We start from the raw sequence: 22,865 nt of genomic DNA on the forward strand, positions 1-22,865 counted from the left end.
ATAAGCCCCAAATCAGGGGCCTATCAATTTATTTTACTTTTTTCTCTTTGAAAAGCACATGCTTGCGTACTTTAGGGTCGTACATCATTAATTCCATCTTTTCAGGATGGTTACGTGGATTTTTGGTAGTGGTTTTATAGTATCCAGTTCCTGCTGTGGATTCCATTTTCACTTTTATTGTAACAGCTGCCATGGCTTATCCCCTTGTTATATCTTTTCGCCTTTAGCTCTGATTTTATCCAGAACTGCCTTTATACCTAATTTGTCAATAATTCTCATACCCTTGGTACTTAATCTCAAGTTGACAAACCGATTTTCTTCTTCAACCCAGAACTTATGATTCTGAATGTTAGGCAGGAAGCGTCTTTTGGTTTTGTTATTAGCGTGCGACACTTTATGACCAACCATGGGTCGCTTGCCAGTTACCTGACATACTCTAGACATTGTGTTACTCCAAGATAAAAAAAATTTTAACAGCCCTTACCAATGCACTACAATGGTGTTTATTTTGGCGGGCTTTCGTTGTAAAAAATAACCAGATATGAAATACAAGAGCGGTTTTATAACAAAAAAACCCAAATATTGCAATATTTTTACTTTGTTTTCATTAAAAACTGATTTTTCAGGGCTGTTGTCCAGACAGGTATCTGGTAAAAGTAGAATATTTAATCAAAATCAGTATAATCCTGAAATTTTATATTGAGTTATTGTAATGCAACGTAAGATTAAAAGTTACGTGTTGCGCGCTGGGCGAATCAGTAACAGACAGCAACAAGGATTAGATCTTTGGCTTGAAGACTATGAATTAAAATTTGATAGTCCCTCTCCGTGGAATTTTGCAAAAGAATTTGGTCGTCATGATGCGGATACTATTGTAGAGATTGGTTTTGGTATGGGTACCTCATTGTTTACCATGGCAATGAATAACCCCCGATGTAATTACTTGGGCATAGAAGTACATAAAGCAGGCGTTGGTAGTCTGGTAGCGGATTTGCATGAGCACCAGATAAATAATGTGCGGGTAGTAATGCATGATGCAGTAGAAGTTTTACAAACCAAAATACAAGAAAACTCTCTTTCTGGGGTTCAAATTTTTTTCCCCGATCCGTGGCATAAAAAACGTCATCATAAGCGACGACTGATTCAATCCGAATTTATTCAAATGTTAGTAAAAAAAATCAGGCCATCAGGATTTATTCATTGTGCTACTGATTGGGAAGATTATGCAGAACATATTTTAAATGTTTTATCTTCAGAATCGGCCTTGTTTAACCAACAAAAAGAGGGCGGATACTCACCTCGCCCGGACTCAAGGCCGTTAACAAAATTTGAGCAGCGTGGTGAGCGTCTAGGCCATGGGGTATGGGATCTGGTTTTTATAAAAAAATAAGGAAGTTACCTATGATTAAGCATGCAATTCTTATTAGCGGATTGATTTTTTCCTTTTTAGCCTCAGCAGCAGAAATGTCGTTTTTAGCTCAATTGACTGAAGTGCCTGGTGCCTCCGGGTACGAAAAAAATGTTCGCCATTTGCTGCAAAAACAGTGGCAACCCTACATGGCGGAGCTAAAAGTCGATGGCATGGGTAATTTGATCGGTCAGCGTAAATATAATCACAAAGGACCAAAATTACTATTCATGGCACATCTTGATGAAACAGGGTTTATGGTGGAATCCATAACACCGGATGGTTTTTTGAAAGTTATCCCTTTGGGTGGGATTGCAAACTCGGTCATCTATGCTCAACGCTGGACAATTTCAACACCCAAAGGACCTGTATTAGCTTATTCTGGTATGGATTCCCCGCATTTGTTAGGTGATAAAAAAATGTTAGGGTCCCCTGATATCAATGCCCTGTTTTTAGATGTTGGCGCAGAAAATAAAGAACAAGCTCAGAAGGAATTTGCAATCCAACCTGGACTTGAGGTCACACCAGTAAGTGAATTTAGCCAATTAAGCAAGAACAGATTTTTAGGCAAGGCTTTGGATGATCGCATAGGGTTAGCTGTCATTAGTGACATTCTGGCGGCAGTGAAACAACAACCCAATCAATTATATGTTGCTGCCACAGTGCAAGAGGAAGTTGGCATGCGGGGTGCCAGTACAGTATACAAAGCTACTCATCCAGATATCGCAATTAATGTTGAAGTGGGAATCGCTGACGATTATCCAATGCTGTTGGCGGATAGAAAAGGGCGAATTGGCTTGGGGAAAGGACCATCCTTGTTTGTTTATGATCGATCAATGATTCCCCATCAGGAATTAATTAACTGGATAATCGAACTTGCTAGCAAAAATAATATTCCTCTACAACTTGAGGTGGAGCCAGGATATGGCGAAGATGGTTCCAAGGTTCAATCCTCAGGCATGGGCGTTCCTGTTGTCAACATAGGTATCCCTATTCGATATGCACATCAACATGCTGGGATATTTGATAAAAGAGATTACGATAACACGGTTAAATTGTTGAAATTGATTGCTGAGAATTTGAATCAGGAAGTGGTTGACAAGATTAAAAAGAGTTAACAATATTTTGATCTTCCATTGTCCATTGTGTAATATTGGTGTCCTATAAATAGTTTATAAATAAGGAAGTATTATTATGGATTTTGTAAGTGAAATGAATAAGATTCTACAGATGGAATTAGAGCAATTTAAAGAGTTTATTCAAAAGAAGTTGGAAGAAGATAAAAATTATTTAGAAAAATTATTTTGGTTGCCCAATGGTTCTCAAATGACTGTTTTAAATTATTTGGTCGAACAATATTCTGAACCTAAGGTCGGTCTAGACGATACAAATAAGGATTTGCTTGCCAAAATAGATTTTATCCTTCACAAGGCTAAAGATGTAAATGTTGGTGAGCCGTTACACCAGGCAATTATTGCTGGAAAAATTTCTTTGGCACTCCATCTGTTGGGAGTGGATGAAAATAATTTCACACCCAATGAGAGTGAAAAAACTGATGTTTTGGGTATTTTGTCTAAAGTAAGGAAAAAAATCGAAGAGTCTTTTAGCCACGTAAAGCGATATTTTTTTGATGTGGATAAGCGGGATGGTTATGGGCGCACTTTGTTGTCTTTAGCATTAGATACTAAACGCAAGGAACTATTAATTGCCATTTTAGCCAGGAATCCCATTGTACACGCGACAACCTTAAGATCCTCTGCCTATGTTCCTTTCCAGCCTATTCACCAGGCTGTTGTTTTGGATTATTCGGAGGGCATTACCTTATTAGCCAGCATGGGGGCGCAATTGACAAATCCCCTGGGTAGCATGAGAGACACGCCAGTCATTTTAGCTGCTCGTTTGGGCAAAATAAATGCACTGGCGGCTTTACTAGAGTTACCGACTCAAAGTTTGTCTCTTGAATCCGAAAACAATCATTTATTCGAAGACAAACAAACTGGCCATACAGCAGTAGAAGAGTTGTGTGAACGCATGACTAATGAAAATGATAAGGCAGATGCCCTGCGTGGGATAGCCATGCTAATATGCCGTGGTGCTGAGCCGCCTCGTAATGAAAAAATGCGAAATTTGTTAAGCAGTAACAGGGTGGCTTTGTTAAAAGCGGTCAGTACATATTTGTCAGATAAGCCTCAATTGGTCGATGCGTTTGTTGAGCGTTGTCATCTAAGAGAAAGTGCTTTACATAATATAGTTTATGCCGATCATTCATGGGGGAGTTCTATTCGCCATTTATTTGGTGTTCCCAGTGAGGCGGCCCTTATTGTTGAAGAATTGGTAACGAGAAAATACAGTGATCCTTCTTTTGCCAGCGAAAATGTTTCATCATTATCAACTACCGCTACGGAAAATCTACGTTCAGAGAGGAACCCACTGAAACTCTATGCCGAATTTGTCAGACGATACACCCAAGCTTATGACAGCCAAATGATTACCAATCGTTGGAGTACTATGCGCTGGATGATCGCTGAAGGAAATTGTGATTGGGATACAGTGCTTCGGTATTCTAAAAATCATCCAACCAGCCGTACCAGAATTGTGTTGAATGAAATGTTTAACCCGATACCGAGAGTACATGAGGATATTGAGTCGCAACAGAACTCTCCAAGAGTTGTCCTAAAATAATTCATGTCAATATTTTTATCTTGAACCTTCGACAGGCATCCTTGTGACCTGCGAGGGTTTAAAAAACATCATGAGTATTTCCAGATAATTGCCAAGACCAGAGGGCTTGTTGCTTAATTTCAATATACAAGTCCTGAAGTATCTACTTGCTTAAACTTCATATACCCCATAAAATCCTAAATTCATTTGAAATTGCTAGGAGTAGTACATGGGGTGGAATGAGCCAGAGAAGGGCAAAGATCCATGGTCGGGTAAAAATCAACCTCCGGATTTGGATGAAGCTCTTAAACGTATTCAGGAAAAATTGAAGAAGACATTTTTTGGAGGCACAGGCAAATCAAACAATAATTCGTCAGGCGGTTCCAGTGGTGGTTTGCTTGCTGTGACGGTTTTATTAATAGCTTTTATTCTTTGGGCTCTTTCTGGTATTTTTATTGTGGATCCTGCAGAGCAAGCTGTGATACTCCGTTTTGGTAAATACGCAGAAACAGTTGGTCCTGGCCCTCATTGGATTCCTCGTTTTATCTCATCAAAGATCGTTATGAATGTGGATAGGGTGTTGGATTACTCCTACTCTGCTCAAATGCTTACCAGTGATGAAAACTTAGTATCGGTCTCTTTGGCTGTCCAGTACCGCATTAATGATTTAAGTGAATATTTATTTAATGTCGCAAATCCTGAGGAAAGCTTACAACAGGCAACTTCCAGTGCTTTGAGGCAGGTTGTAGGCACTACAACCCTGGATCAGATAATAACTGAAGGTCGAGAAGTTTGGGGAGGCAGAGTACAAGAAACTCTGACGAAAACTTTGGATAGCTATAAGACCGGAATTTTAATTGTTAATGTGTCACCCCAACCTGCGAGAGCTCCAGAAAGTGTTCAGGATGCTTTTGATGACGCCATTAAGGCTCAAGAAGATGAAAAACGTTTTAAGGAACAGGCTTATGCTTATGCAGCCAAAGTAGTGCCTATTGCAGAAGGTAGAGCAAGTCGTATTCAACAGGAAGCAGAAGCTTATTCGAAGCAAATCGTGTTGACCGCACAGGGAGAAGTAGCAGAATTTTTAGCCTTGCTTCCTCAATATAATGCAACCCCTCAAGTTACGGCTAAACGAATGTATCTGGAGACTATGCAAAAAGTAATGAATAAGAGCAGTACTATTATTGTTGACAGTAAAGCAGGAAACTTATTGTATCTACCGTTAGATAAATTACTTGGTAATCAATATGTTCCGCAATCTGAAAATCTAAAGGCCATCAAAAGCGGTACGAATGTCAGTGATGAGGAGGACAACTTGATTCTTTCTGGAAGAGATCTCACAAGACCAACTTACAGTCAAGGGAGAGATTGAGAATGAATGCATTTAAAACGACATTGGGTGTCTTAATCTTTTTAGTACTGGTGCTTTTGTTTACCAGTGTTTTTACTGTGACACAAGGACAGCAGGGTATTATTTTAAGATTAGGGCGTTTGGTAAAAGATCCTCAAACTGACGCAGTGAAAGTGCTAAATCCTGGTCTTCACTTTAAAACCCCTTTTATCGAAAGTGTGCGAATTTTCGATACACGTATCCAAACTATGGATATCAAATCGACCCGCATTGTGACTAAAGAGAAAAAAGATGTCATGGTTGATTATTATGTGAAATGGCGAATTTCAGATTTGGCACAATATTTTAAATCGACAGGCGGTAATGAATTTAAAGCTGAAACTTTGTTAGAGCAACAGTTAAATACCTTACTAAGGGCCCAATTTGGTAAGCGTACGATATCCGATGCTGTTTCAGGAGGGCGTGATGACGTTATGGAAATACTGCGTAATGCGGCTGAGAAGCAAGCTGGTGAATTAGGTATTAAAGTGGTTGATGTTCGTATTAAAGGCATTGAACTGCCTTCCAATACCAGTAATGCTATCTATCAACGCATGAGAGCGGACATGCAGAAAATTGCAAACAGGCATAGAGCAGATGGGCAAGCTGCCGCAGAACAGATCCAAGCGAAAGCAGATGCTGATGTTACGGTTTTATTGGCTAAAACTAAAAGTAATGCTCAGCGAATTAGAGCGGTTGGTGAAGCGCAAGCAGCTGCTATTTATTCCAAAGCTTACAGTCAAAACCCTGATTTTTTTGCATTATACAAAAGCTTGTTAGCCTATGAAGCCAGTTTTCATAGCAAAAAGGATATTTTAGTATTGGATCAAAGCAGTTCATTTTTTGATTATTTCAAACAAGCTATGCCAAAAAATGATGGTACAGCGGCTAAAAAGTAATTATAATGTGAAATTTTGCTGTAATCAGGTTCGATATTTATTAGCTTCATCCATCTAATATAAATGCAGTTGGGTTTCTCATAAAATGCAACTGCATTTTTAATTTTTATAGGTATGCAAACAAAGAGTAAATCATGGGTAAGAATGTTGTTGTTTTGGGTACACAATGGGGAGATGAAGGCAAAGGCAAAATTGTTGATTTGCTGACACAAGATGCTCAAGTGGTTGTCCGTTATCAAGGGGGCCATAATGCAGGCCATACATTAAAAATCAATGGAGTAAAAACAGTTCTGCGTTTAATTCCATCCGGGATGCTTCGACCTAACGTAACCTGCTATATTGCAAATGGTGTGGTCTTATCACCTCAGGCCTTGCTTAATGAAATTAAGGAGCTTGAGGGTAATGGCGTCAATGTGAGAGAGCGATTACGCATTAGCCTGGCTTGCCCCCTTATTCTTCCTTACCATATTGCTTTGGATAAGGCTCGTGAGACGCATATGGGTAAGTCTGCGATTGGAACAACAGGTCGCGGTATAGGTCCTGCTTATGAGGATAAAGTAGCTCGGCGTGCTCTAAGAGTTGGTGATTTATTTCATAGAGACCGATTTGCCAATAAATTAACAGAATTATTGGATTATCATAACTTCGTATTAACACAATATTTCAAACAACCAGCTGTTGATTTGGAATCCCTCTTGGATGAATCATTACAATGGGCTGAAGAATTAAGGCCAATGGTTTGTGATGTCTCAGCCTGTTTGCATGAACATAGAAAACAAGGTGAAAACATTTTGTTTGAAGGGGCTCAGGGTGTTTATTTAGATATTGATCACGGTACTTACCCCTATGTTACCTCTTCAAATACCTGCGTGGGATCAGTAATTAATGGAGCGGGATTTGGCCCTCGATATATTGATTATGTGTTAGGCATCACCAAAGCTTATACCACTCGAGTTGGCGGTGGCCCATTTCCTACTGAGTTACTTGATGAAGTTGGAAAACAAATTGCGGAACGAGGCCAGGAGTTTGGTGCGGTAACTGGTAGGCCCAGGCGTTGTGGGTGGTTTGACGCTGTTTTATTAAAACGCTCGATTGAGTTAAATAGTATTTCTGGACTCTGTGTTACCAAATTGGATGTTCTCGATGGTTTAGAGGTATTACGGATTGCCGTGGCTTATAAAGATAAGGATGGCAATTTATTGTCTCGACCTCCTCTGGCTGCTGATGATTTCAATGATTTGCTACCAGTCTATGAAGAGCTTCCTGGCTGGCAGGAATCTACCGCTGATGTGACTGTGATGAGTGATTTACCTGCCAATGCAAGGGCTTATCTAAAGCGAATAGAAGAGATATTAGGGATCCCTATTGATATGCTATCAACGGGTCCTGAAAGGGATTCAACAATTATTTTACGAGATCCCTTTCTTTGATATAAGGACAAAGTTTTGTAACCACTGTGAGTGTCATTCAAGAATTTCTTGATATGACACTTTTCACCTTTTGATGGTTGTTCTTTGTTTTAGCGAAGTATTTCCCCATTATTCAAAATTAAAATTCTAGCTACGAAGCAAATAAATACGGGAATTCTTTCATTAAAATATCATGGACTTTTTGTTGATCAGACTTACTTTTAATAATAAGCAAGACCGTGTCGTCTCCTGCAATAGTTCCTAAAATCCCTGAATGCGAAGACTCTTTTATACTGAAAGAAACGTATTTACGGTCTATATAATAAGCAAGACTGTTTGCATTACCAGGATGAGTTTGCAGAATGATTAGCCCAAAATCAGAAACCTGGACATTTAGAACCAGAGGTAAGCCAGGTTGATTGTAATCAATGATTTTGTAATAACCGGATACTTTTGCTATTTTCATTTTTTTTAAGCGACGAGAAAGCGTTGCTTGGGGAATCTCATACCCCCTTTTTTTTAAACTGTGCTGTAAATCACTTTGTTCCGCAATACTTTCAGTTTGTACTATCGATAAAATCAAATCATCCAATAAGGCATCATGAGTCAATTGCTTTCTCCCTGCTATTAATTCAATTGAATATATATTACTGAAATTGAAATTATATCCATTTTTTCTTGACAGTACAAATCCCGATCAGGTATATTCATAAAACGAATAAATATCGGATTCATATTCAATGAAAAACATTTTTCTTTTGTCGTTTATCAGTTTTTTTATACTTATATCTAGTTGTAGTGAGCAAAAAAACCAAAATATATTGCGTTTCTCCACTTCAGCAGAATATCCACCTTTTGAATATATTGAAAATGGAGAAATACAAGGATTTGATATTGATTTGGCTAAGTTGATCGCCAAAGAGTTGGGCAAAGAAGCCGTTTTTGACAACATGCAGTTTAGTGCGGTTTTGCCTGCAGTGAATTCAGGCCAGGATGATCTTGCAATTGCAACAATTACTATTACAGAGGAACGTAAGAAAAATTTTGATTTTTCCAAACCTTATTATTTTGAAGGAATGGCAGCAGTTTTTGATACTTCACAGCCAGTGAAAGAGATCTCGCAATTAACAGGGAAAAAAATAGCAGTCCAACTGGGTAGTGTTATGGAAATATGGCTTCATCAACATTTTCCGAAAGCTGAAATTACGGCTTTGGACAATAACAATCAAGCGATAGAAGCCTTAATCGCTGGCCATGTTGATGTTGTCCTTATGGATGGTGCACAAGGAAGTGTTTATAGCAAAAAATATCGGGGACTATCTTATTCCATCATAGCGAAAGCTAATGAAGGTTATGGTGTGGTTTTAAAAAAAGGTTCTCCTCTAACGGATGAAATCAATTCCGCATTGGAAAATCTTAAAGCGAAGGGTGAAATTCAAAAGCTAGAATCCATTTGGATTAAGGGGTCAATATGACGGAGATGGTTCAAAATCTGTTTTTCATTGGCAAAGGAATAGTTTTAACTATGCAGTTATTAGCAGGAGGTATGCTGATTGGCGTATTACTAGGAACTCTCTTGTCGATTTGCAGACATCAAGGAGTTGCTTGTTTTTTTATAAACCGATTCATATCAATATTGAGAGGCACACCACTCATTTTGCAATTAAGCTTTATTTATTTCGCAGTCCCCGTTTTATTAGGTATGCGACCAAGTATTTTAGTAGCTGGAATTGTTGCTTTTGGTTTAAATAGTTCAGCTTATTTCGCTGAAATTTTAAGATCCGGAATTGAGAGTTTACCCAAGGGGCAATTTGAAGCAGCCCTTACGCTGCAAATTCCTACCTTTTACTTATGGAAAGATATTATTTTACCTCAAGTGATAAGAAATATTTTTCCCGCAATGATCAATGAAATGATCGCTTTGTTAAAAGAAACAGCCTTGATTTCCACTATTGGAGGCATGGATTTAATGCGTCAGGCCCAAACGTTGGCAGCACAACAATTTACTTATTTTATGCCTTTATGTATCACGGGTTTCTATTATTACAGTTTGGTATTACTCCTTGAATCACTGGGTAAAAAAATCGAAAAAAGGGGGCATTATGTTGCAAGTCATTAACGCATCTAAAAAAATCGGCAATACCCAAGTGCTTGATGAGATTAATTTAAGTATTCAAGCAAACAGTATTGTCGGTTTGGTAGGGCCTTCTGGCAGTGGAAAAACAACTTTATTGAGATGCATACAACAATTGGAGTCAATCGATTCAGGCTCTATCCAGTGTGAAGCAAAAAGCGGATTTATGTTTCAGGATTTTCAATTATTTCCGCACATGACAGTACTCAATAACCTAATTTATGCGCCGAGTCTCCATGATAAAACCGCAGACCATATGGTAAACGCTTGGGCTTTACTTGCTATGTTAGGTTTGTCAGATAAAGCACATTCTTACCCAAAAGGATTGTCTGGAGGGCAAAAACAACGTGTCGCCCTGGCTAGAAGCTTAATGATGAAACCGGATTTATTGCTTTGTGATGAACCGACTTCTGGGCTTGATATGGCGACCACTAATGATGTCATTGCTCTATTAAATACAGTGAAGACGCTAAAAATAACCATGCTTATCGCTTCTCATGATTTGTTTTTTTTATCCAATATTGCAGAGCGCTTATTGGTCGTAAAGCAAGGGAAACTAATTGCAGACTTTAAAACCCAAGAGGTGTCTGATCCTATTATATATCTACAGCAGTTTTACCAGGGGGAAATATTATGAAAAAGGTTATAAAAAAAATTGCGTTAGCTTATTCCGGTGGTTTGGATACTTCCATCATGATCCCTTGGCTTAAAGAGCACTATGAACATGCTGAAGTAATCGCTGTTATTTGTGATTTAGGACAACAGGAAGATCTTGATGCTATAAAAAATAAAGCGCTCAAAAGTGGCGCATCCAAGGCGTATGTTGTCGAAGTGAAGAATGAATTTGTAATTCAGTATCTTTGGCCTTTGGTAAAATCAGGGGCTTTATATGAAGATCAATACTTTTTGGGCACCATTTCAAGACCTTTAATTGCTCAAAAACTTGTTGAAATTGCTTTGACAGAACAAGTCAATGCCGTTGCACATGGGGCCACCGGCAAAGGAAATGATCAAGTGCGTTTTGAATATTCGATTAAGGCTCTAGCACCTCAGCTTGAGATTATTGCTCCCTGGAGAAGTTGGGATATTAAGTCAAGACAGGAAGCGATTGTTTATGCTGAAGCACATGGTATTGAGGTGCCAGTGACTCCCAAATCGCCTTATTCGCGAGACCATAACATTTGGTATATTTCTCATGAGGGGGGCGTGCTTGAAGATCCATCGCAGGAGATGCCTGATGATGTCTTATTAATGACCAGTCCTGTATCGCAGACCCCTGATGAAGAGGAAATGATTATTCTTGATTTCAAAAAAGGCGTTCCTGTCGCCTTAAATGAACAAGTACTTTCTCCAGTTGATCTCTTAAATACATTAAATCAAAAGGCAGGCCAGCATGGTATTGGTGTAGCAGACATTGTTGAAAATCGATTAGTTGGGATGAAGATTCGAGGGATTTATGAAGCACCTGCTGCTGCAGTGATTTATAAAGCACATAAACTTCTTGAGAGTTTATGTCTCACTCGTTCAACGTTACATTTGAAGCAATCTTTGCAGCAAACTTATGCCAATTTAGTTTATGAAGGAAGATGGTTTTCACAAACCAAACAGGCTTTGGATGCATTCATTGATGTGACACAGCAGCATGTCTCAGGTCGTGTTAAGTTAAAGTTATTCAAAGGAAATATTATTCCTGCTGGCATGCACTCTCCTTATAGCCTGCATCATCCAGCATTAGCTACTTTTGAAGAGGATAATGTATACAACCAAAAGGATGCTGAAGGATTCATTAACCTCTTTTCTTTATCCGCTAAAATCTATAGCCAGGTACACCAGGGAGGGAATTATGACTAATAAAACATGGGGAGGACGATTTAAGAAATCTTTGGATAGCCGCGTGAATCAGTTCAACGCTTCATTGTCTTTTGATCATGTGCTTTTTGAGCAGGACATTAATGGCAGTCAGGTTCATGTGAAGCAATTAGCTAAACAGAAGATTTTAACAGAAGCTGAAAGCCAGGCGATTTTTTCTGCTCTTGAAGAAATCAGAAGTGAGATAAAGCAAGGTCAATATTCATTTAATGAACGTGATGAAGAAGACATACATATGTTTATTGAACAACTCCTGACTCAAAAATTAGGCGAGTTGGGTAAAAAATTACATACTGGCCGCAGTCGCAATGATCAAGTGGCTTTGGATCTTCGTTTATATACGAGAGATAAAGGCTATCTCATTAATGAACTTTTAACGGGGCTTATCGATTGTCTTGATGATCTCACCAGTAAACATCAACAAGATTTAATGCCAGGATATACTCATTTACAGCAAGCCCAACCTGTCACGTTAGGGACTTATTTTAACGCGTATCAATCCATGTTTAGTCGGGATAAGAGCAGACTAGAGGATTGGTTTAAACGCATGAATTATTCTCCCTTGGGGGCCGGGGCACTGGCTGGAAGTACCTTACCTCTTGATAGAGAATGGGTAGCGAAATCCCTGGGATTTACAGGGATTATTCCTAATACTATTGATGCGGTCAGTGACAGAGATTTTGTCATTGAATTATGCAGTGTTGCCGCAATGATCATGATGCATCTCTCCAGATTATGTGAAGACTTGATTCTGTGGTCTACCCAGGAATTTAATTTTGTTACTTTGGATGATGCGTTTGCTACAGGCTCTTCACTGATGCCTAACAAGAAAAATCCGGATGTTCCTGAATTGATTCGTGGTAAATCGGGGCGAGTTTATGGTCATTTAATGGCTATTTTAACGGTAATGAAAGGCCTGCCCCTAGCTTACAACAAAGACATGCAAGAGGATAAAGAGGGATTGTTTGATACGATTAATACGATAGTCGTTTGTCTGCAAATGATCACTCCTTTTTTGCAAAGTCTGATTTTTAATACCCCGTTAATGAGAACTCAAGCTCAAAGTGGTTATCTTGATGCGACTGCCATTCTGGAGTCATTAGTGATGAAGGGTACTCCTTTTCGTGATGCACATCATCAAGTTGGGTTATGGATTGCAGAAGCAATAGAAAAACAATGTTCACTGACTGAATTATTAAAAGGAGGCTAAGAATGTCTTTCTCCACCTCGACTAATACAAGCTCTATTGAAACTCAAGACGATAGTCTTGATAAAATTCAATCTCACAACAATCTATCTACAATTAATGAAGTGAAGACCAATACTTTTGTCATTAATTTGCAACAAGCTATTTTTGGACTGGAGACGGGCAGTGAGGCTGTTGATTTTGTTGCTCATAAGGATACAGACACTCCATTTTCTGCCGTTGATTACAAGCCAAGGCATTTTCTTACTGGCACTGAGTTGGCAAGGGAAGAAATTCAATTGATTTTAAGTCAGGCCAGAGCAATAAAACAAAAGCCAAAATTATATAATCAGGCACTTGCCAATAAAAGTTTAGTGATGATTTTTGAAAAACCTTCCTTTAGAACCCGTTTGAGTTTTGCCTTAGCGATTCAGAGTATGGGGGGTATCGTTGTCGAAAGCATCAGTAACTTAAGAAAGCAGGAGACTCCGGCTGATATGGCTCGAGTTTTAAATGGCTACGCTGATTTCGTAATGGTTAGAACACATGACGACAAGATTTTAAAAGAAATGGCTGCATACTCAAAAATTCCTCTTATTAATGGTCTCTCTGCATTACATCATCCTTGTCAAATTCTTGCTGACTTATTAAGTCTTGAAGAACAATTTGGTGCTTTGAAAGGATTAACCCTGGCTTACATAGGGGATGGCAATAATGTTTTGCATAGTTTGATGCTTTTGGCACCTCAGTTAGGTGTCACGGTTCAATATTGTTGCCCTAAATCAAATCAACCTGATGAGGCTATTGTAAAGCAAGCCCAAAGCAGGATAGGGAATCAAATGATTTCTTGTTTTGATAAACCAGAGGAGGCCGTGAAGCAAGCGGATGCTGTTTATACTGATGTGTGGACTAGTATGGGATTTGATAATCCTGAAGCGGACAAGACTTTTAAAGGGTTTCAGGTTAATGAAACGTTAATGTCCCATGCAAAACCCGATTCGGTGTTTATGCATTGCATGCCTATGGAAAGGGGAAAAGAAGTTTCTACCACTTTACCCGATAGCGCATCATCTATCATTTTTACACAGAGTGAGAATAGGATGCATGTACAAAAGGCGTTGATGTTATTTTTGGATCAATAGAACCTTGGATTATGAGTCCCATATTAGTGCATAATGAAATTATATTGCGCATTTCTCCTAATATGGACTCATTTTTTTGCAAATTAGTTTAGTAATTCTTCTCAAAGGCGATTAATTGTTGTTCCAGATTCCATTGCAATTTTGCTTTTTCGTTGTGCGCAATAAATTTTTGACAGCTTTTGCTTCCAAGATCATGACAATCAGGAACCAATTCGGCTTTATCGGCATTAGCCCATATACTTTTTCCAGGTAAGAAGGAATAAGTTAATGTGTTTCTATTAATTTGTTTTAATTGCTGATAATTAAGACCATGTTCTTTGGCTGCCTCTACATATTGTTGAGTTAAGTCTGTTCTTAGCACCCCTTCATCATCAGTGGATAAAACGACTGGTACATTATGAGTAAGATAATAATTAAGGGGATGATTGTCGCCGGATATATTCAGAATTTTTAAATTACTAATCAGGTTTATTTCAACAGGTATGTGATGGTTAGCCATGTATTTTAAGGTATCTTCTGAGTTGTTTTCATAGCCGATATCCACGCCATGGCCAATTCTTTGCGCGTGGCCAATCAGCAGGGCATCACGAATATGATTACTCAGATTTTCTGGTGTCACTGCCTGGGGAGATAATTCTCCGGCATGTAAGGTAATGGGAACATTCGGGTACATTCGATGCAGATATTCAAAGATGGACATGTGCTTGTGGTAATCACGCAAAGAAATAATCCCATCTTCTGGTTGCACCAGGTTTACTCCAATTAAATTCTCCTTGGACTTGGATACAGCCTCAAACGCGTTCAAGGCTTGAGCAAAGACGTTATCAACGGGCTGCTCTCTAAGTACATAATAGAGAAATTTAATTTTTACACGACAGGAATCGGAAGCAGGGTTGTCGTTGCAGCCTAATTCTTGTGATGCTTTAGCAAGAATTCGGTCACTTTCCAAAACAGTATTTTTTATGTTGTTTTGGAAATCTTTATTTGCTAATAACAAGCGTCTTTTTTGGTCATACGAAGGAATATCTTTGATTAAATCCCCATAAGTTAATGAGTGGGCATTGTCCGGGATTGTCATAATTTCCAGGTATTGTTCTTTTTGCTGGGCGGCACGTTGAACAATATCTGCAAGCAATTGAGGTTGATAGTCAAAAACTATGGGCATGTATTTGATAAATCCATTGAAAAAATGATCATGGCCTGATTCTCTGCCCGGTATAAAATCTTTCATAGACCAGTCTTTAATTATGTTGGAATAGAGTTCAGGGTAGTTGAAGACTTCTTTAATATTAACTCCATCACAATGAGAAGAATCTTTACTTACCGCAAAGGTGTGTTTATCCAGACAGTAGTTGCCATTTGCGGCAAGTGCCAGCATGGTTTCAGGATAGGCTCCCCCAGCCAAATGATAATGTAACTCACCACCTTTGGGCATCGTTTTAAAAAAAGCATAAAGCGCACTGGAATCCTTTTTTATATGACTAAAATAGGAATCAATACTGGCGTATGTTGGGCTCAAAAGAAAGAAGCTGGTAAAAATTGAGAGTAACCTGGTAATGTTCATAATTTCGCAGTGATCATTAATTGGGCAGATATTATCTCACAATCTTGCAGGATTCCCAACAGAATATCAGTTTAACCATAAAATCTATTATGATTTTTACGAAATGATAATGATTGTATTTTTTTATTATTCATTGCAGAATGTTTTTAAGGTTTAACCCATGGAAGAAGAAAATGCCCTATTTCTTGCCCAGATCAACTCTATCATTCTTTGTGTTTGTTATTGCGCTCATTCTTGTCAATTTTTCCTATGCTCATGAATCTCAAATTGGTACAAAGGATAAACACCAGGTAGATGTTCATATAGGCATCTATGCTCCGTTTTCCAGCCATTCTGCTTTTATTGGAAGAAATATTTTAGCTGCAATGGAGATGGGCAGTGAACAGTTGCAGTCCTCTAATATTCATTATTACTTTTATACTCTGGATCAACTTTCTAAAAATAAGAATGCTGCTCTTGTGCTGCAAAAATTTATTAATACCCATCATATTAATGTATTGGTAACGGGAGGGAAGGAAACTGGGTTAATAGCAGCCCCCATTGCTAAGAAAAATAATTTGATTCATTTCAGTCTGACTAATGATTCTGAAGTTGCAGACGGCAGGAATAATTTTATTGTCTGGAATCCAGTTTATGAACAGGCCAGGGTTTTGGTTAACGAATTAAAACGTCAGCAGGTTCATCACTTGGGAATTATTACGGCAAATCAACCTTCCTCAACCGTTTTGACACATAGTGTTATAAAAGAATTGCAGGCTGATTCTCACATTGATGTGGCTGCCTCTGAGTTTTTTGAACCCGGGAATAAGGATTTTTCAGGATTAACTAACAGAATTAAAAGCAAAAATGCGGATATGTATTTGGTAATGGCATCACCTGATGATATCAAATTAATACAAGAACAAATGGGAGTAGATAAACTGCATGTACCTATTACCAGTATAGTTGAGCGCGCTACTCCAGAAGTGGTAAAGGTATTTGAAGGTCAATGGTATGTTGATTCTCATGAGATGCAGCCTGATTTTATTAATCAATTTAAACAAAATTATTTAAATTATCCTGTAACTGAAGCAGGTTATGCATTTGATTTATTTCAGCTTTTGAATAAAAGCATAGTGATGGCGATAAGAACACAAGGTTCTGTTACAAGCGAGGAAGTCGTTCATCAACTCCATGATATTGCCAATGGAAGCGGGGTAATGGGAACCATGGTTTTGGATGATAAGGGTTCTTTATTTACCAAATCTGAAGTAAAAACTGTGAAAAAAGGCGAGATTCATACGGTCTAGATAGAAAATAAAACCTGAAATCATCGATTTACAATGAACCGATGATTTCAGGCGGGATGGTCTAATTTGTCATTACCTATTAGCTAACGCCATGCCTTCCAATACGGTGAGCGCAGCATATAATTGATAATCCTCGTGTATTAAATCTCCTGTTTGAATTTGGTTGTTTTTAGACTCAGTGTTTTCTGAATTATCTTTGTTAATCAAGTGCCCATTCAGGTCAGCTTCAGTAAAACCAGCCAGAGTGTCTTTTTTGACGGCATTTTTAGGAACGTCTACTTCTTCTACAATGATGTCAGGAATTATTCCTTTGGCTTGAATGGAGACTCCTGATGGGGTGTAATAAAGTGCTGTGGTTAATTTTATTCCGGTTTTGCCATCAAGAGGTAACACGGTTTGAACAGATCCTTTTCCAAAGCTCTTTGTACCAAGGATGATAGCTCTTTTATTATCTTTTAATGCCCCAGCGACAATTTCTGAAGCAGAAGCGGAACCATTATTGATTAAAACAACGATAGGGGCATTGTCCAATACATCCCCTGGATTAGCCAGGGCAGTAAATTTGGAACCAGGTAATCTGCCTTCCGTATAGACTATCATTTCTTGCTTACCTGCCTTGTCATTGCCAAGAAAAGCATCGGATACCTGGATAGCTGAATCAAGTAAACCTCCAGGGTTATTTCTTAAATCCAATACTAATCCTTTTAATTTGCCACCGGCTTGTTGTTTTAATTGTTCTATTGCTTTAATCATGTCTTTGCCAGTTAAAGCTTGGAATTGAGTTAAACGAATGTAACCATAACCTTCGCTTAACATTTTGCTTTTTACACTTTTTATTTGAATAACTTCACGGATCAAGTCAAAAGTTAAAGGTTTGTTTACCCCTTTTCTCAAGATGGTTAATTCTATAGTAGTACCAGGTTTGCCGCGCATTAAATTAACAGCGTCTTTAAGAGAAAGACCTTGAACTGACTCTTTACCCAGTTTAATAATATAATCACCTGATTTGATCCCCGCTTTAAATGCGGGAGTGTCTACAAGGGGGGTGATTACTTTAACAATACCTTCTTCCATGGTGACTTCAATACCTAAACCACCAAATTCACCACTGGTTGATGTTTGCAATTCCTTGAATTCCTCTTCATTGAGATAACTGGAATGCGGATCAAGACCGGTTAGCATCCCGCGAATTGCGTTATCAAATAATTCTTTATCATCAACTGGTTTCACATAGTATTTCTTTATTTCACCGATGGCATTAGAAAATCGTTGTACATCTTCCAACGGAATTCGTTTTGTATTAGAATAATTTGAGTTTGTTTCTTCAGCCGAAAACACGGTCAAAGGCAGCATCAGAGTTAGGGCATAAACCAATGCCAAAGAACCGGAAAATAGTTTCTTAATAACCATAGCAATCTCCTCAGATGCAAGGCCATGAAATTAGCCACCTGCGTATTCTTAATTATGCAATTTAAATGCCAGCGGCTAAGCTTTAAGACAACCAGTCTAACGGATTGACCGCTTTTCCTCTTTGTCTTATCTCAAAGTATAGACCGTTTTGCTTAATTCCACCGGTATGGCCTACGCTTGCGATTTGCTCGTTTTGTTGGACGATTTGCCCTTTGCGTTTGAAGAGAGATTGATTGTGTGCGTATAAAGTCATAAACCCGTGGCCATGGTCAATAATAAGAAGCAAACCATAACCTTTTAGCCAATCACTGAAGACGACTTTTCCTGGGTAAACAGCAGTAACTATGGAGCCTTCATCGGCAAAAAATGTCACCCCTTGATTCATTCTACGTAAAGATCTATGTGTGGTTTGGATTGGTAACGGCAATTTTTTGCGCATTCCAGTGATCGGTCTGCCGCTTTGAATGACACTTTGTTGAGATAATGACTTCAAGAGATGAGATAAATTGTCCCTATCTTTTTGAAAATCTTTTAAGGATTGTTGATTATTTTGTATATCATTATCAATGGATTGAATCAGCGTGCTATGGTATCTTTTATTTTGCTCTAGCTGTTGTTGATTTTGTGATAACTTAAATTGCAGCTGCTTGTTTTCTGCAAGTTCATTCCCAAGCTTGGTTTTACTGTCGTTAAGATTTTGTCGGGTTCGAGCAATTTCATCAATCAACTGCTGACGAGATCTGATTATATACTGATAATAGGTTAAAATTCGGTTGATCTTAAAAGGCTCATCTTGATTAATGAGCCATTTCAAAGGTTGGTATTCCCCCATCTGATAACGTGCCCTGACATGGTTTGCCAGCATTTCCTGTTGAGCTAGTAATCGTTCATTTAAGTGACTTATTTTTCCTTGCAATTCGGCAATGCTTTTTTCTTTTGCGGACATATTGGCTTGTATGATTCTTAGCTTGCGTATTCCTTCTCCAATTTGTTTTTCCGTGCTGCCCAGTTCCTGGTTTAGAACAATCCGTTTATCCTGTGCATTGGCTAAAACTTGCTTTAGTTTGTTAATCTTGGCATCTAACTGTTTTAGTTTGGCTTGTGTTTGAGTGATAGAATTTGGAGCAGTTTTTGCCTCAAGGCCATTACAAAAAAATAGAATGAGCACAAGTGCCAAACCAAGACGAGTACTAGATAAACAGTTAGGAAGGCTAGGCATGCGCATGGTTTTTTTCCAGAAGGATACGTCCAGTCATTTCCGAAGGCGGGGTTATCCCTAATAATGTAAGTAAAGAAGGTGCTATATCAATTAAACTTCCTTCACAATGAATGAAGTGCCAGCCCCCACCTACATAAAGAAAAGGAACCGGATCACTGGTATGTGCTGTATGAGCTTGATTTGTTGATTCGTTAAACATTTCTTCGGCATTTCCATGATCAGCTGTGATCAATAATTTACCTCCATTGTTTTTAAGGGCTTGCCAAACCTGATGCATGCACTGATCGAGGCATTCTATAGCTTGAACAGTAGCTTCAAAATTTCCCGTGTGTCCAACCATGTCCGCATTGGCATAATTACAAATAATGACATTATAATCTCGGCTATTGATAGCGGCTATCAGAGTTTTAGTTAATTCAGGTGCGCTCATTTCTGGTTGCAGATCATAAGTTGCCACTTGAGGAGAGGGTACCATAATGCGTTCTTCATTCGTAAAAACACTTTCACACCCGCCATTAAAGAAAAAGGTAACGTGAGCATATTTTTCAGTTTCAGCAATACGTAATTGACTGAGGCCATGAGAAGACAATACCTCACCCAAGGTATTATTTAAAGGAGCAGGTGGAAATGCTATTGTGGTCAATAAATTTTTGTCGTATTGGGTCATAGAGACAAAATAGGATAGCTTTGGCCGTGTTTTTCTTTCAAATCCTTTAAACAAAGGATCAAGAAATGTAGTAGTTAATTGCCTTGCTCTGTCAGCACGAAAATTGAAAAACAGGACGGCATCACCATCTTGTATAGAATGCCCTTTTCCTATAAGGGTAGGTGGAACAAACTCATCAGAAACTTTATTTTTGTAATAGAAATGAATTGCAGTTTCAGCATCAGGGAACTGGCGTTCACTTTTGCCTTGTGTTAATAAATTATAAACAGGTTCTACTCTCTCCCAACGTTTATCTCTATCCATCGCATAATATCGACCACAAATCGAATTAATGGTTGCAACAGGGTGTTTGGCAAGTTCTTCATTCAGGTATTTCAGGCTATCAAGAGCGCTTTGTGGGGGAGTATCTCGGCCATCAAGAAACAAATGCAGATGGACGGATCTGAATTTTTTTTGATTACAAAGGGCAAGTAAAGCAAACAAATGTTGTTCGTGACTGTGCACTCCGCCCGAAGAGAGTAACCCCATGATATGAAGCGATTTTTCTGTTTTCTGCAATTGGTCAATTACTTCATGGAAAACTGCATTTTTAGCGAATTCTCCGTTCTTTATTGCTTCATTAATGCGAGTAAAGTCTTGTTGTATCACTCGACCAGCACCAATATGCATATGCCCAACTTCTGAATTACCCATTTGCTCATCAGGTAAACCAACAGGCAAGCCAGAGGCCTGCAAAAGAATATGAGGGCAGGTTTGCCACCATTCATCCCATTGAGGGGTATGGGCTTTTGCAATCGCATTGTATCTATCATTTTCGTTATAGCCCCAGCCATCAAGAATCATGAGTACCAGGGGAGCATTATGAGACATGACCTAAATCCTAAACTGTACAATTAAAGGGCTAAAATGATAATTATACCCTCGCGGCGATAAGAGGTATATAGTTTCAGCAAAGGTTCACAGGTTTATTAAATTTAGTAACAATCTTCTTTTTGTTCGCAGTGGCCATAAGCATCGCATGATTGGATTGGACGACACCCTGGATAATAAATAATGGGTACAGGAGTTGTAATGACTAAAGGAGGAGTAGTTGATTTATCACAGGATTTACAATGATTAAAAGTAGCTCTTACATCATCGTCTTTAGGTAGATTTTTTGGATTTGGCCCTATTCCTAATAGATTCATCGCCACGGCATGGTTAACAAAGGCAGTTAGACTGATAAATAAAATAACTGCTTTGAGAATCAGGTTTTTAATCTCCTTACTCATAATAAACTCCTTTTTAATTTTGTGCCCCTTATTGTGCGATAATTAAGAGTATAGTTGCTTGTTATGGCTTTGCTCTTATACCAAAGGATTATCTTGCAATTCTTCTGGTACGTACTGAGACAAATATTTGCTTAAACTCAATTGCACAGTCGAGGTTATACCATATTGTGTTTTTAACAATAATAACGTACTCCAACCCCACCAACTATTTGTCCAATGTCTGTCATAAGGGTTTGCCAAGTTGGTTCTGCGTAACAACTGTTTGTTCTCTTCATCCCAATAGAACATAGGAGCAATATCCATGTTATTTTCATCATTTAATTTTGTGATGTGCGGGATCATGTCCTCTATTTGATTTTTTTCCGGTAGGACTCCTGAGTAATAGGCTTCAAATATTTCATCAGCAGAAGCTTGCAAGGTTTTTAAGAGCATTTGCTGGTTGGTTTGATTAAAAGGATTAAAGTAGGAGTAATCACCATAAACTAGCCATTGCTCTCCCAGATTATTAGTCACATGAATCCCATACTTATTTTCTTCATTATGCATATAATTGGATAACAACGCACCAAGGACGGTTGGTGTGATAATCGCTGATAATTCTTCTCTGGGAGTTCGCAAATGACCTGCAGCAAAGTGATCCGATAAATAGTGGCAGGCAAAAGCATCCATCGCATAGGCGATTTCTAAATCAGAGCGTTTTCCTGTTCGTTTTGCTTTTAATGCCTGTTGCATTGCAACAAGGTGGCCACTTTTATAAGCTATTAGATTATTTGGTGTAAAGTGATCATAGTTTTCCATGGCTAATTTTAGATATCTGCCTGGATTTAACCACCAGGTAAGGCTATTACAACCACCCCCTGTGATGCAGTTGATTTGACGTCCAACTTCATTCCCAATTCGTTTATAAATGGCTTCAGCGGTTTCTCCTTTTGCAATTCCTGATTCTACTTCGCGCATTTCCGCTCTGATAACGGAATTAAGATCTTCTACCTCACTAACTGCAGTAATATTCTTGGCAAAACTGTTGAAAACCTCTTTGAAACGAGTTTGCTTTTCCAGTTTTGTTAAGCCACGACTAATTGGTTTTCCTACAATTCCATACAGATCACCAAGACTCATGATATCCCCGGCTGTTAGTGCCAATCCATTTTTTAAATGTAATACAACACCGGATTGGGGAACCTCATTTATATCAAATCGTAGTTTGATTTGTTGTCCCATGGACCAATGCTCGGACAAAGCAAAACTACCATTCGACTCACCATAAGTTATAGAGGAAAAAGCCAACAAGCTTATGCTCATTGCGAATAACTGGGTTTTTACGAATCGATTGGTAGTTTTTTTCAT

The 22,865-nt window shown here is 38.5% G+C and carries 22 protein-coding genes; 13 read left to right on the top strand and 9 right to left on the bottom strand.

The window, feature by feature from the left end; genetic code table 11:
- Window positions 1–28: 28 nt before the first annotated feature.
- Together rpmG and rpmB are read right to left on the bottom strand one after the other, a co-directional pair.
- Entirely contained in the window at window positions 29–193 is a 165-nt protein-coding gene (rpmG, locus tag EL201_RS02515) for a 50S ribosomal protein L33 (protein ID WP_003635328.1), read from the bottom strand.
- 14 nt (window positions 194–207) lie between these two features.
- Window positions 208–444 carry a 50S ribosomal protein L28 gene (gene rpmB, locus EL201_RS02520; protein WP_027223550.1) on the bottom strand — a complete coding sequence of 79 codons (237 nt, stop codon included), beginning with the start codon at window positions 442–444 and terminating at the stop codon, window positions 208–210.
- 268 nt (window positions 445–712) lie between these two features.
- On the opposite strand from rpmB, the gene trmB reads away from it, so the two are divergent.
- The 6 genes from trmB (at window position 713) to EL201_RS02555 (ending at window position 7,788) form a co-directional block, all read left to right on the top strand.
- Window positions 713–1,390 carry a tRNA (guanosine(46)-N7)-methyltransferase TrmB gene (trmB, locus tag EL201_RS02530; RefSeq protein ID WP_027223551.1) on the top strand — a complete coding sequence of 226 codons (678 nt, stop codon included), beginning with the start codon at window positions 713–715 and terminating at the stop codon, window positions 1,388–1,390.
- Window positions 1,391–1,401: 11 nt separating this feature from the next.
- Complete coding sequence (locus EL201_RS02535; RefSeq protein WP_027223552.1) at window positions 1,402–2,526, top strand: M42 family metallopeptidase; 1,125 nt, start codon at window positions 1,402–1,404, stop codon at window positions 2,524–2,526.
- Window positions 2,527–2,602: 76 nt separating this feature from the next.
- Window positions 2,603–4,090, top strand: a complete 1,488-nt coding sequence (ankC, locus tag EL201_RS02540; protein WP_027223553.1) for a Dot/Icm T4SS effector AnkC/LegA12 — start codon at window positions 2,603–2,605, stop codon at window positions 4,088–4,090.
- A gap of 208 nt (window positions 4,091–4,298) precedes the next feature.
- Window positions 4,299–5,441: an FtsH protease activity modulator HflK gene (hflK, locus tag EL201_RS02545; RefSeq protein ID WP_027223554.1), complete on the top strand. Its 1,143-nt coding sequence runs from the start codon at window positions 4,299–4,301 to the stop codon at window positions 5,439–5,441.
- Window positions 5,442–5,443: 2 nt separating this feature from the next.
- Complete coding sequence (gene hflC, locus EL201_RS02550) at window positions 5,444–6,358, top strand: protease modulator HflC (protein WP_027223555.1); 915 nt, start codon at window positions 5,444–5,446, stop codon at window positions 6,356–6,358.
- A 134-nt stretch (window positions 6,359–6,492) separates the two neighbouring features.
- The gene (locus tag EL201_RS02555; protein WP_027223556.1) at window positions 6,493–7,788 is read left to right on the top strand and encodes an adenylosuccinate synthase; all 1,296 of its coding nucleotides are present in this window, start codon (window positions 6,493–6,495) and stop codon (window positions 7,786–7,788) included.
- A 130-nt stretch (window positions 7,789–7,918) separates the two neighbouring features.
- On the opposite strand, the gene EL201_RS02560 is transcribed toward EL201_RS02555, so the two are convergent.
- Entirely contained in the window at window positions 7,919–8,377 is a 459-nt protein-coding gene (locus tag EL201_RS02560; protein ID WP_027223557.1) for an arginine repressor, read from the bottom strand.
- 130 nt (window positions 8,378–8,507) lie between these two features.
- On the opposite strand from EL201_RS02560, the gene EL201_RS02565 reads away from it, so the two are divergent.
- The 6 genes from EL201_RS02565 to argF are packed head-to-tail and all read left to right on the top strand — an operon-like array spanning window position 8,508 to window position 14,098.
- Window positions 8,508–9,242, top strand: a complete 735-nt coding sequence (locus EL201_RS02565; RefSeq protein ID WP_027223558.1) for an ABC transporter substrate-binding protein — start codon at window positions 8,508–8,510, stop codon at window positions 9,240–9,242.
- The gene (locus EL201_RS02570) at window positions 9,239–9,886 is read left to right on the top strand and encodes an amino acid ABC transporter permease (protein WP_027223559.1); all 648 of its coding nucleotides are present in this window, start codon (window positions 9,239–9,241) and stop codon (window positions 9,884–9,886) included. Before EL201_RS02565 ends, EL201_RS02570 begins: the two co-directional genes overlap by 4 nt.
- Window positions 9,870–10,538: an ATP-binding cassette domain-containing protein gene (locus EL201_RS02575; protein ID WP_027223560.1), complete on the top strand. Its 669-nt coding sequence runs from the start codon at window positions 9,870–9,872 to the stop codon at window positions 10,536–10,538. The genes EL201_RS02570 and EL201_RS02575 overlap by 17 nt, the downstream gene beginning before the upstream one ends.
- Window positions 10,535–11,752: an argininosuccinate synthase gene (locus EL201_RS02580; protein WP_027223561.1), complete on the top strand. Its 1,218-nt coding sequence runs from the start codon at window positions 10,535–10,537 to the stop codon at window positions 11,750–11,752. The genes EL201_RS02575 and EL201_RS02580 overlap by 4 nt, the downstream gene beginning before the upstream one ends.
- A complete protein-coding gene (argH, locus tag EL201_RS02585; RefSeq protein ID WP_027223562.1) occupies window positions 11,745–12,980 on the top strand; it encodes an argininosuccinate lyase in 1,236 nt (411 codons plus the stop codon). The genes EL201_RS02580 and argH overlap by 8 nt, the downstream gene beginning before the upstream one ends.
- 2 nt (window positions 12,981–12,982) lie before the next feature.
- Entirely contained in the window at window positions 12,983–14,098 is a 1,116-nt protein-coding gene (gene argF / locus EL201_RS02590; protein ID WP_027223563.1) for an ornithine carbamoyltransferase, read from the top strand.
- 88 nt (window positions 14,099–14,186) lie between these two features.
- On the opposite strand, the gene EL201_RS02595 is transcribed toward argF, so the two are convergent.
- Window positions 14,187–15,662: an adenosine deaminase family protein gene (locus EL201_RS02595; RefSeq protein WP_027223564.1), complete on the bottom strand. Its 1,476-nt coding sequence runs from the start codon at window positions 15,660–15,662 to the stop codon at window positions 14,187–14,189.
- Between the two features lie 173 nt (window positions 15,663–15,835).
- On the opposite strand from EL201_RS02595, the gene EL201_RS02600 reads away from it, so the two are divergent.
- Complete coding sequence (locus tag EL201_RS02600) at window positions 15,836–16,951, top strand: ABC transporter substrate-binding protein (protein WP_027223565.1); 1,116 nt, start codon at window positions 15,836–15,838, stop codon at window positions 16,949–16,951.
- A 72-nt stretch (window positions 16,952–17,023) separates the two neighbouring features.
- On the opposite strand, the gene EL201_RS02605 is transcribed toward EL201_RS02600, so the two are convergent.
- The 5 genes from EL201_RS02605 to EL201_RS02625 form a co-directional block, all read right to left on the bottom strand.
- Window positions 17,024–18,361, bottom strand: coding sequence for a S41 family peptidase (locus EL201_RS02605; RefSeq protein ID WP_027223566.1), 1,338 nt, complete (start codon window positions 18,359–18,361; stop codon window positions 17,024–17,026).
- A gap of 82 nt (window positions 18,362–18,443) precedes the next feature.
- Window positions 18,444–19,586 carry a murein hydrolase activator EnvC family protein gene (locus tag EL201_RS02610; protein WP_027223567.1) on the bottom strand — a complete coding sequence of 381 codons (1,143 nt, stop codon included), beginning with the start codon at window positions 19,584–19,586 and terminating at the stop codon, window positions 18,444–18,446.
- Window positions 19,573–21,117 (bottom strand): 2,3-bisphosphoglycerate-independent phosphoglycerate mutase, encoded by a 1,545-nt coding sequence (gpmI, locus tag EL201_RS02615; protein ID WP_027223568.1) that lies wholly within the window; start codon window positions 21,115–21,117, stop codon window positions 19,573–19,575. The genes EL201_RS02610 and gpmI overlap by 14 nt, the downstream gene beginning before the upstream one ends.
- 104 nt (window positions 21,118–21,221) lie before the next feature.
- Window positions 21,222–21,518, bottom strand: coding sequence for a hypothetical protein (locus EL201_RS02620; protein WP_027223569.1), 297 nt, complete (start codon window positions 21,516–21,518; stop codon window positions 21,222–21,224).
- 75 nt (window positions 21,519–21,593) lie between these two features.
- On the bottom strand, window positions 21,594–22,865 hold the full coding sequence (locus EL201_RS02625) for a hypothetical protein (RefSeq protein ID WP_027223570.1): 1,272 nt from the start codon (window positions 22,863–22,865) through the stop codon (window positions 21,594–21,596).

This window comes from Legionella pneumophila subsp. pascullei, from assembly GCF_900637585.1.
Classification (GTDB): Bacteria; Pseudomonadota; Gammaproteobacteria; order Legionellales; family Legionellaceae; genus Legionella; species Legionella pascullei.